Source organism: Pseudomonas sp. NPDC085632, from assembly GCF_044541255.1.
Classification (GTDB): Bacteria; Pseudomonadota; Gammaproteobacteria; order Pseudomonadales; family Pseudomonadaceae; genus Aquipseudomonas.
The window spans coordinates 1-10,526 of sequence record NZ_JBITSX010000082.1 but is presented as its reverse complement, the minus strand read 5'-3'; the positions used below and the strand labels follow the sequence as shown (position 1 = coordinate 10,526).

At 59.6% G+C, this 10,526-nt stretch carries 6 protein-coding genes, 2 tRNA genes and 1 pseudogene; 4 read left to right on the top strand and 5 right to left on the bottom strand.

From position 1 onward, the window contains the following. The 3 genes and pseudogenes from ACIF4X_RS28450 to rnr form a co-directional block, all read right to left on the bottom strand. A pseudogene (locus tag ACIF4X_RS28450) lies at positions 1-107 on the bottom strand (hypothetical protein); the annotation flags it as partial. Positions 108-414: 307 nt separating this feature from the next. Beyond that, a complete protein-coding gene (gene rlmB, locus ACIF4X_RS28445; protein WP_397484610.1) occupies positions 415-1,182 on the bottom strand; it encodes a 23S rRNA (guanosine(2251)-2'-O)-methyltransferase RlmB in 768 nt (255 codons plus the stop codon). Further along, a complete protein-coding gene (gene rnr / locus ACIF4X_RS28440; RefSeq protein ID WP_397484609.1) occupies positions 1,179-3,809 on the bottom strand; it encodes a ribonuclease R in 2,631 nt (876 codons plus the stop codon). The genes rlmB and rnr overlap by 4 nt, the downstream gene beginning before the upstream one ends. A 226-nt stretch (positions 3,810-4,035) precedes the next feature. On the opposite strand from rnr, the gene ACIF4X_RS28435 reads away from it, so the two are divergent. From ACIF4X_RS28435 to ACIF4X_RS28420, 4 genes are all read left to right on the top strand, one after another. Beyond that, positions 4,036-4,122: transfer RNA gene (locus ACIF4X_RS28435), tRNA-Leu, on the top strand. A gap of 181 nt (positions 4,123-4,303) precedes the next feature. Continuing rightward, a tRNA-Leu gene (locus ACIF4X_RS28430) sits at positions 4,304-4,390 on the top strand. 291 nt (positions 4,391-4,681) lie between these two features. Next, a complete protein-coding gene (locus ACIF4X_RS28425) occupies positions 4,682-5,692 on the top strand; it encodes an extracellular solute-binding protein (RefSeq protein ID WP_397484608.1) in 1,011 nt (336 codons plus the stop codon). After that, the gene (locus ACIF4X_RS28420) at positions 5,692-7,257 is read left to right on the top strand and encodes an ABC transporter permease (protein WP_397484607.1); all 1,566 of its coding nucleotides are present in this window, start codon (positions 5,692-5,694) and stop codon (positions 7,255-7,257) included. The genes ACIF4X_RS28425 and ACIF4X_RS28420 overlap by 1 nt, the downstream gene beginning before the upstream one ends. 71 nt (positions 7,258-7,328) lie before the next feature. Here the strand turns inward: ACIF4X_RS28420 and ACIF4X_RS28415 are convergent, their stop codons facing one another. After that, positions 7,329-9,263 carry a methyl-accepting chemotaxis protein gene (locus tag ACIF4X_RS28415; RefSeq protein ID WP_397484606.1) on the bottom strand — a complete coding sequence of 645 codons (1,935 nt, stop codon included), beginning with the start codon at positions 9,261-9,263 and terminating at the stop codon, positions 7,329-7,331. A 140-nt stretch (positions 9,264-9,403) separates the two neighbouring features. Continuing rightward, positions 9,404-10,526: adenylosuccinate synthase (locus ACIF4X_RS28410; protein WP_397484605.1), on the bottom strand; the 1,123-nt coding region annotated here is incomplete at its 5' end.

Below are 10,526 nucleotides of genomic sequence, written 5' to 3'. Positions count from 1 at the left end.
CTGCTGACCACCGCCAGGCTGGAGATCAGCGCGAAGGTCAGGGCCATGCCGCCGACTTGCTCGCTTTGATCCGGGTGGACCAAAAAGATGATTTCGTAATGACGCATGAATGCTCCTTACGGGTTGTAGCCTGCCGCTCAAAAACGGTCAGACAAGGAGTGAATGACACTTATGGACTTGCTGGCGCGGGGCACATGCGTGCCTGCCGTCACAGCAAGGGGCGCAATTGTAGAGAAGGGATAGAAGAGGTGCAAGGCAATTGGTGATTATTTGAACAATCCCCCATTTATGCCACGCCACAAAACACTGTGGGAACGAGCCTGCTTGCGAATGCGGTTTGCCAGGCAACATTTACGTCGACTGACACTCCCCTTTCGCGAGCAGGCTCGCTCCCACATTTGAATCGTGTACGACTCAGGATTTCTTCGTGCCGGCCTTGGCTTTTGCACCGCGCTGACGCTGTGCTTCGAACAGGCACACGCCGGTGGCGACCGAAACGTTGAGGCTGCTGACGCTACCGGCCATCGGCAGTTTCACCAGATAGTCGCAGTGTTCACGGGTCAGGCGACGCATGCCTTTGCCTTCAGCGCCCATGATCAGGATGGTCGGGCCCGTCAGGTCCTGGTCGTAAATGCTGACTTCAGCTTCGCCTGCCGTGCCGACAACCCACAGACCGCGTTGCTGAAGTTTTTCCAGCGTACGGGCAAGGTTGGTTACAGCGACCAGCGGAATCACTTCCGCCGCGCCGCAAGCCACTTTACGTACGACCGGGGTCAAGGTTGCCGACTTGTCTTTCGGTACGATCACCGCCAGCGCACCGGCCGCATCGGCCGAACGCAGGCAGGCGCCGAGGTTGTGCGGATCGGTCACGCCGTCAAGCACCAGCAGCAACGGTGCGCCATCAGTGCGATCAAGCAGCTCGTCGAGCATCGCTTCGCCCCAGACCTGGCTCGGGCTGACTTCCGCGACCACGCCTTGGTGAACACCTTCAACCCAGGCGTCCATTTCGCGGCGCTCGGCCTGACCGACCTGGACACGATTTTCGTTGGCCAGCTCCACCAGCGTCTGCACGCGCGGATCGTTGCGGCTTTCCGCCAGCCAGATCTGCTTGACGCGTTTCGGGTGGTGACGCAGCAACGCTTCTACCGCATGAACGCCGTAGATTTTTTCCAACTGACTCATGACTTCGCCTTCGGTTTACGTGCCCCGCCACTTTTGGCTGGAGCCGAACCCGCTTTTGGCGGGCCCTTACGGTGTTTGCTCGGTTTCGCTGGCTTGCCGCCGGAGGCCTTTTCAGGCGCCGACCGCCCGGTCTTTCCCCCAGGCGCCGCTTTACCACCGTTTTTGGCGTCGGAAAGCAGAGCCTTCTTCATTTCACGGCTTTTACGCAGCTCGGCGTTTTTCGCCACAGCGTCGCTTGGACGATAGGCTTCGGCAGCTTTCTCTTTGGCTGGACGACGGCCGGCGGTTTTTGCCGGGGCCTTCTCTTCCGAAGCCTTGGCAGCAGGCGTGGCAGTTTCAGCACCACGCTTTTTCCGACCGATCGGCGCGCTGATGGTTTTTTCAGCCATCTCGAAGTCGATCTTGCGCTCGTCGAGGTCAACGCGCATGACGCGCACTTCAACGGTATCGCCGAGACGGAAACTGCGGCCGGTGCGCTCGCCCGCCAGGCGGTGATGCACAGGATCGAAGTGGTAGTAATCGCCCGGCAGCGCGGTGACGTGCACCAGGCCTTCGACGTAGATATCGGTCAGTTCGACGAACAGGCCAAAACCGGTCACTGCGGTGATCACGCCCGGGAACGATTCGCCCACGCGATCCTTCATGAACTCGCACTTGAGCCAGTTCACGACGTCGCGGGTCGCTTCGTCGGCACGGCGCTCGCTCATCGAGCACTGCTCGCCGAGTTGCTCCAGCGCGGCCTCGTCGTACGGATAGATGCGCGCTTTCGGAATGGTCATCGCGCCGGCACGGCGAACGTGCGGGGTGTCCTGTTTCGAATGGATCACGCTGCGGATCGCGCGGTGCGTCAACAGGTCTGGATAGCGACGGATCGGCGAGGTGAAGTGGGTATAGGCTTCGTAATTCAGGCCGAAGTGGCCCTGGTTGTCAGCGCTGTACACCGCCTGGCTCAGCGAACGCAGCATCACGGTCTGGATCAGATGGAAATCCGGACGATCCTTGATGCTCGCCAGCAATGCCTGGTAGTCCTTCGGCGACGGGCCGTCCTTGCCTTTATGCAGAGACAGACCGAGTTCGCCAAGGAACGCACGCAGCTTTTCCAGACGCTCCGGTGGCGGACCATCGTGAACGCGGTACAGCGCAGGAATTTCGTGTTTCTTGAGGAATTCGGCGGTGGCCACGTTGGCCGCCAGCATGCATTCTTCGATCAGCTTGTGCGCGTCGTTACGGGTGGTCGGACGGATTTCGGCAATCTTGCGCTCGGTACCGAAGATGATTCGGGTTTCCTGCGTTTCGAAATCGATCGCGCCACGGACATGACGAGCCGCCAGCAGAACCTTGTACAGCGCATAAAGCTGTTTGAGGTGCGGCAGAACGTCGTTGTACTCACCGCGAAGCTGACGCGCCTCGGTGATTTTCGGCGTTTCCAGCATCGCGCTGACTTTGTTGTAAGTCAGACGAGCGTGGGAATGGATCACCGCTTCATAGAAGCAATAGTCGGTCATTTCACCGGACTTGGAGATGGTCATCTCGCAAACCATGGCCAGACGATCGACGTGCGGGTTCAGCGAGCACAGACCGTTTGACAGCTGCTCAGGCAGCATCGGCACGACGCGCTCGGGGAAGTACACCGAGTTGCCGCGCACTTGCGCTTCGTTGTCCAGCGCCGAGCCGATTTTCACGTAGCTGGAAACGTCGGCAATCGCCACGTACAACTTCCAGCCGCCAGAGAACAGGCGCAGCTTGCCCGGTTTGGCTTCGCAATAAACAGCATCGTCGAAGTCGCGGGCATCTTCGCCGTCAATGGTGACGAACGGCAGATGGCGCAGGTCGACGCGCTTCTCTTTGTCTTTCTCTTCGACTTCCGGCTTGAGCTTGGCCGCTTCTTTCAGAACGGCTTCAGGCCAGACGTGGGGAATGTCGTAGGTGCGCAGGGCAACGTCGATTTCCATGCCCGGCGCCATGTAGTTGCCGACCACTTCGACCACATCGCCTTGCGGCTGGAAGCGCGGCGTTGGCCAATGGGTGATTTTCACCTCGACGAACTGACCGATCTGCGCGTTGGCGTTGCGGCCCGGGGTGACCAGCACTTCTTGCTGAATCTTCGGGTTGTCCGCGACGACGAAGCCGATGCCGCCTTCTTCAAAGTAGCGACCGACGATGGTTTCGTGAGCACGCGAGACCACTTCGACGATCACGCCTTCGCGGCGACCGCGACGGTCGAGACCGGACACACGGGCCAACGCACGGTCGCCATCGAACACCAGGCGCATTTGCGCCGGGCTCATGAACAGGTCGTCGCTGCCATCGTCAGGGACGAGGAAGCCGAAACCGTCACGGTGACCGCTGATGCGGCCGAGGATCAGGTCGAGCTTGTCTACCGGCGCGTAAGTGCCACGGCGGGTGTAGATCAATTGAGCGTCGCGCTCCATGGCGCGCAGGCGGCGGCGCAGGGCTTCGATCTGGTCTTCTGTGGTCAGACCAAACTCTTCGACCAGTTGCTCGCGGGCAGCAGGCGAACCCCGATCGGCGAGGTGCGCCAGAATCAGTTCGCGGCTAGGAATAGGGTTTTCATATTTTTCCGCTTCACGAGCGGCCTCGGGATCGAGGGACTGCCAATCGGCCATTAGAGAGTTTTCACCTTGTCTATATGCGGGTTAGTTTGGCATAGGCGCCATGAAACGGGAAATTTCCGACTCTATAAGGCCCAACAGAGGTCCTGTATCGACGCTGGAAAGCCGTTTTGAACACCGCTGGTAAAAAAAATCATGTTTTTTACTGACAGGGGTTTACAGTTAAAAAGACGCTCCGTATAGTGCGCGCCATCGACGACGCACAAGCGTTGCCGATACTGCCCAGATGGTGAAATTGGTAGACACGCCAGCTTCAGGTGCTGGTGACCTTACGGTCGTGGAAGTTCGAGTCTTCTTCTGGGCACCAATTTCGAGATTGAGACTAGATCAGTTTCAAGCCTCACACAAAAACCCGCGAAAGCGGGTTTTTTGCATTCTAAGCCCGGGTTTTCTTAAAACTGATTTATTAAAATTAAATCAGGGGTTTACAGATCAAAAGGCGCTCCGTATAGTGCGCCACATCAACAGCGGCAACGCTAGCGATGATTGCCCAGATGGTGAAATTGGTAGACACGCCAGCTTCAGGTGCTGGTGACCTTACGGTCGTGGAAGTTCGAGTCTTCTTCTGGGCACCAATTCAAATTCAAGGTTACGGCCTTGGATTTCACAAAAACCCGCGAAAGCGGGTTTTTGCGTTTCTGCCTACCCGAAACCCTGATATCTCCATGTAGGAGCTGCCGAAGGCTGCGATCTATTGATCTTGTTCTTTGAAAAAAAAGATCAAAAGATCGCAGCCTTCGGCAGCTCCTACAGTTCAACGCAGAGGCCGTACCAGAGCTGACAGCCTCTCGCAAGGCGCACTTGAGAAACAATATCGTTTATCATTGTTGCAAGTTTTTGCAATGCGACAGTGAGGAACCCTGCGAATGACGTTTCGAAATACCCTGCGCCGAGGCTTGACCTTTACCCTCCTCGGCCTGGCGCTCGCCACTCCCCTCACCCAGGCTGCCGACGCGGTTTCCCTGACTCTCTACAACGGCCAACACAAGGAAGTCGGCGATGCGATCGCCAAAGCCTTCGAAGCCAAGACCGGCATTCATGTCAACGTGCGTAAAGGCAGCAGCAATCAGCTCGCCAGCCAGATCATCGAAGAAGGCGACCGCTCCCCTGCCGACGTGATCTACACCGAAGAATCGCCGCCATTGAATAATCTCGGTGAACTGGGCCTGCTAGCCAAGACCGACGACGCCACCCTCGCCGTTTTGCCAGAAAAATATGTCGCTGGTAACGGCACGTGGATCGGCGTGACGGCGCGCGTTCGCGTAGTCGCTTACAACCCGAAACTGGTCGACGAAAAAGACCTGCCGAAATCGGTAATGGAATTCTCCGATCCGAAGTGGCAGGGCAAAGTCGGCTTCGTACCGACCAGCGGCGCGTTCCAGGAACAGGCCGTGGCGATCATCAAGCTGCACGGTCGTGACGCCGCCGAAGAATGGCTCACCGGCCTGCGCGCCTTCGGCAAGACCTACAGCAACAACATGGTCGCCCTTAAAGCGGTGGAAAACGGCGAAGTCGCCACTGTGCTGGTGAACAACTACTACTGGTTCGCCCTGCAACGCGAGAAAGGCAAACTGGATTCGAAACTGCATTACTTCACCGGCGGCGACGTCGGCGGCCTGATCACTGTATCCAGCGCAGCCGTGCTGAAATCCAGCAAACATCCAAAAGAAGCCCAGCAATTTCTTGCCTACATGGCCAGCGAAGAGGGCCAGCGCGTGATCACTCAGACCACCGCTGAATACCCGCTGCACAAAGGCATGGAATCGGATCGCGGGCTCAAGCCGTTCAGCGAACTGGACGCACCGAACGTAACGCCAGCCGATCTGGGCAATGCCGAAGAAGCGCTGGAACTGGAACGTGAAGTTGGCTTGAACTGATGGCCGCATCGTTATCCGCCCCCGCCGCGCGCGGGGGTTACGCACCAAAGCGCAAGCGACCATCGATCTGGCTGGTGCTGCCGGTATTGCTGCTGGTGGTACTGAGCCTGTTGCCGCTCGCCTATGTCGGGCTCAAAGCATGGCAGGCCGGCTGGGCCGAAGCGCTGCACTTGTTGTGGCGCCCGTATGTGTTCGGCCTGCTGCGCAATACCTTGGCATTGATGGTGGGCGTAACCCTCACCTGCGGCGTGATTGGCTTGTCGCTGGCGTGGCTGCTGGAACGCAGCAATCTGCCGGGGCGACGCTTGTGGGGCGTGATTCTGTGCCTGCCGTTCGCGGTGCCGGCATTTGTCAGCAGTTTCACCTGGGTCTCTTTGAGCGCGCAGTTCGAAGGGCTCGGCGGGGCGATTCTGGTGATGAGCCTGTCGAAGTACCCGCTGATCTTTCTGCCAGTGGCGGCGACGCTGCGCAATCTTGATCCGTCCCTTGAAGAGTCGGCGCGCACCCTGGGGCAGAATCGCTGGGGAGTGTTTTTTCGCGTCACCCTGCCGCTGCTTTGGCCGTCGTTGTTGGCCGGTTCGCTGTTGATTGCTTTGCACATGCTGGTGGAATTCGGCGCGCTGTCGATCATCGGCCTGCAAACCTTCACCACGGCGATCTATCAACAGTTCGAACTGGAATTCAGTAACGCCAACGCGGCGATGCTTTCGGCCGTTTTGCTGGCGTTGTGTCTGGTGTTGTTGTGGCTGGAATTACGCGTGCGCGGCAAGGGTCGGCATGTGCGCACAGGTCAAGGCGCAGCGCGTCAGGCCGATCAAGTTCGACTGGGGCCATGGGCGGCGGCTGGTCAGGCGTATTGCCTGATGCTGGCGATTGTCGGCAGCGGGATTCCGCTGGGAATGCTGGCGTACTGGCTGGCGGTTGGTTCATCGGCAGCATTCCCGGTCGCAGCAATCACTGAAGCGCTGCTTTCTTCCTTGGCACTTTCCCTTGGCGGTGCGGCGCTGTGCCTGGTGCTGGCCGTGCCGGTCGGCTTGCTGGTGGTGCGCTACAAAGGCCAACTGGCGATTTGGGCCGAGCGCTTGCCGTATCTGCTGCATGCACTGCCAGGATTGGTGATTGCGTTGACGCTGGTGTATTTCGCCCTGCATTACGTGCCAGCGCTGTATCAGACGTCGGGACTGCTGCTGATCGCTTATGCGCTGCTGTTTCTGCCACTGGCGCAGGCGCCGATCCGCACGGCTCTGAACAAAGCTGCGCCACAGCTGGAAGAGGCTGCACGCACGCTGGGCGCTTCTTCGTTCACGGCGTTTTGCCGAGTGACGCTGCCGATCATCTTCCCGGCATTGGGCGCGGCGTTTGCGCTGGTGTTTCTCGATGCGATGAAGGAATTGACGGCGACGTTGCTGTTGAGTCCGACCGGGCTTAATACGCTGGCGACCGAGGTGTGGGCGCATACCGCGAACGTCGAGTTTGCGGCGGCGGCGCCTTATGCGGCGTTGTTGATTTTGGTTTCCGGGTTACCGGTTTACCTGCTGACGACGCGGATGTATTTGAGCCGCTAAAAGATCGCAGCCTGCGGCAGTTCCTACAGGAGATCAATGTAGGAGCTGCCGCAGGCTGCGATCTTTTGATCTTAAGCCCTGAACTGCCCCAGACTCGCCTTCAACTGCGCCGCCAAGCCATCCAGCACCTTGCCACTCGCCGTGGTCTCCACCACCGCCTGCGCCGCCTTCTCGGCCTGCGCATGAATCGTCTCGACGCGACCACGCACCGCTTGCGCGCCTTGCGCCTGATGCGCCGCTGCCTGGGTTGCCAGACCAATCGCCGCGTGCACCTGCTCGACAGACGTTTGTACCGACTGCTGCAACCGCGCACTGTCACGCAACACCAGCAAACCTTCGCTGGCCTGACGCCCGGCCTGACCGATCGCCTCGACCGCCTCACGTGCACCCTGTTGCAACGCGACGATATGCGCCTGAATGTCGCCGGTAGAACTTTGTGTCTTGCTCGCCAGCGCCCGCACTTCGTCGGCCACCACAGCGAATCCACGCCCGGTCTCACCAGCACGCGCCGCCTCGATGGCCGCGTTGAGCGCCAGCAGGTTGGTCTGCTCGGCAATCCCGTGAATCACCGTCAATACCACCTCAATCTGCTCGCTCTGCTGCGCCAGCCGCTCAATGACTTTCGCACCGGTGTCGACCTGCCCCGCCAGCGCCTCGATCAGGCTGCCGACCTTGGCGGAGGTGCGAGTGTTTTCGTCCGTGGCCTGACGAATATCCACAACCTGCTTCAACGCCGCTTGCATCGCATGGCTTTCCGACTGCGCTTCATCCGCCATTTGCGACAGTGCGCGCAGACTCTCCGCCACTTCATCACGCTGCATGCCCGCCGCCGCATCCGCACCGGCATTGCGCAGGGTCATCGCGCCAATCTCGACGCCAGTACGCTGCGCGACATCGCCTGCCTCGCGCACGATCGGCTGCAACTTATCCACAAAGCGATTGACCGCCGAAGCCATGTCACCGATCTCATCTTTGCTGTTGATCTGCACACGCTTGGTCAGATCGCCCTCGCCCGCCGCCAGATCATCCATCGCCGCATTGAGCATCTTCAGCCGATTGACCACGCGATGACCGAGCACGACCGCCAGCAACAGCAGCACACCGCAACCGACCAACGCCAGGCCCATGCCGATCCGCCAGCGCAGGGTCGCAGCAGCCTCTTGAACGGTATTGGCGGTATTGGCTTTCATCTCGGTAGCCGTGGACTGCGCCGACTGCAGACGTGTTTGCATGGCCTTGGCGCTATCTGCCGCAGCGCCCTTCAGGCTGTCACCGACCAATTGATCACTGCTGGCGATCAATGCCGAGAAGCGCTTGTCGAGCGCTGCCAGATCGGTTTCCACCGACGCAGTGGAAACCCCCATCAGCACCTTGCCGATTTCCACGCCATTAGGGTTGATCGACGCTTCGAGGTAGTAGACCGACGGATCGCTCTTCGCCGCATCCAGCACCTTATCCAGCGCACGCTCGCCCTGGCCTTTTTCCAGAAGGGCCTTGTTGATCGGGTTTTCACGATTGAGATAACGGGTCAGATGCTGGCCAGTGGCGTCGTCATACACCACAAACAACACATTGGGATTGCGCTGGGCCCGCCGGGCGAACTCGGACAGGGTCGGCACGTCGCTGTCCCACATGGCGCGCGGCGCCACCGAGGCGAGCAACTGCGCCATGTCGTTGGCCGAATCCTTCAGATCCTTTTCCAGGGTCGCACGCAACTGCGCCTGCTCGTCTTTCAGTCGCGAAGACAGACCGGCAGTCAGCCGCTGACGGGTACTGGCGGACAACGCATCAAGGCTCGACGTGACCTCTCGCCCGGCCTGCTCCAGTTCACCGGAGAGTTTCTGGCTGTCGGCGCCCAGGCGCACAGCCAAATCAGCTTCCAGCGCCGTGACGGTGCTCCGCGTCAGGGCAACCGCCACCAACACCTGCACCAAAAGGGCGATACCAAGGGTAACGAATACAGGCCGCAACAAACGGCTTTGTAACAGTGAGAGAACGGCCGACACTGTGAATACCTCTACTTCTGACGCCATTAATTTGATGGCACTCTTGTAGATAGATTCACAGCAAAGGTCATGCCGTCCAACAGGCATAAACGACAAAGGCCCCGATCAAGGGGCCTTTGTGTTTTTACATCAACGACTTATCAAGCAAACGGATGACGCAGAACGATGGTTTCGTTGCGGTCCGGGCCCGTCGAAATAATGTCGATCGGCGCGCCGATCAACTCTTCAACGCGCTTGATGTAGGCACGAGCGTTAGCTGGCAGCTCTTCCAGGGTCTTGGCGCCCACGGTCGATTCGGTCCAGCCCGGTACTTCTTCGTACACAGGCTGCAGGCCTACGTAGCTGTCAGCGTCGGTCGGAGCAACGGCGTTGCCTTCGGCATCTTTGTAGCCGACGCAGATGTTGATGGTTTCCAGGCCGTCGAGTACGTCCAGCTTGGTCAGGCAGATACCCGAGATGCTGTTCACATCGATAGCGCGACGCAGGATAACGGCGTCGAACCAGCCGCAACGACGGGCCCGGCCGGTGGTGGCGCCGAACTCGTGACCTTGCTTGGCAAGGTGCGCACCAACGTCGTCGAACAGCTCAGTCGGGAACGGGCCCGAACCGACGCGAGTGGTGTAAGCCTTGGTGATGCCCAGGATGTAGTCCAGGAACATCGGGCCAACGCCGGAACCGGTCGCTACGCCACCGGCAGTGGTGTTGGAGCTGGTCACGTACGGGTAGGTACCGTGGTCGATGTCGAGCAACGAACCCTGGGCGCCTTCGAACATGATGTCTTTGCCGGCGCGACGCAGGTCGTGCAGCTCGGCGGTCACGTCGAGCATCAGCGGCTTGAGCAGCTCGGCGTATTCCTTGCACTCGGCCAGGGTTTTTTCGAACTCGATGGCCGGCTCTTTGTAGTAACCAACCAGCATGAAGTTGTGGTAATCCACCAGTTCACGCAGCTTGTCTTCGAAGCGCGGCATGTTCAGCAGATCGCCAACACGCAGGCCACGACGAGCGACCTTGTCTTCGTAAGCCGGGCCGATGCCGCGACCGGTGGTACCGATCTTCAGCTCGCCACGGGCCTTTTCACGAGCCTGGTCCAGCGCCACGTGGAAGGACAGGATCAGCGGGCAGGACGGGCTGATACGCAGACGCTCGCGCACCGGTACGCCTTTTTCTTCCAGCTTGGTGATCTCGCGCAGCAGGGCGTCAGGTGCAACCACCACGCCGTTGCCGATCAGGCACTGCACGCCTTCGCGCCAACGGCTGGCGCCT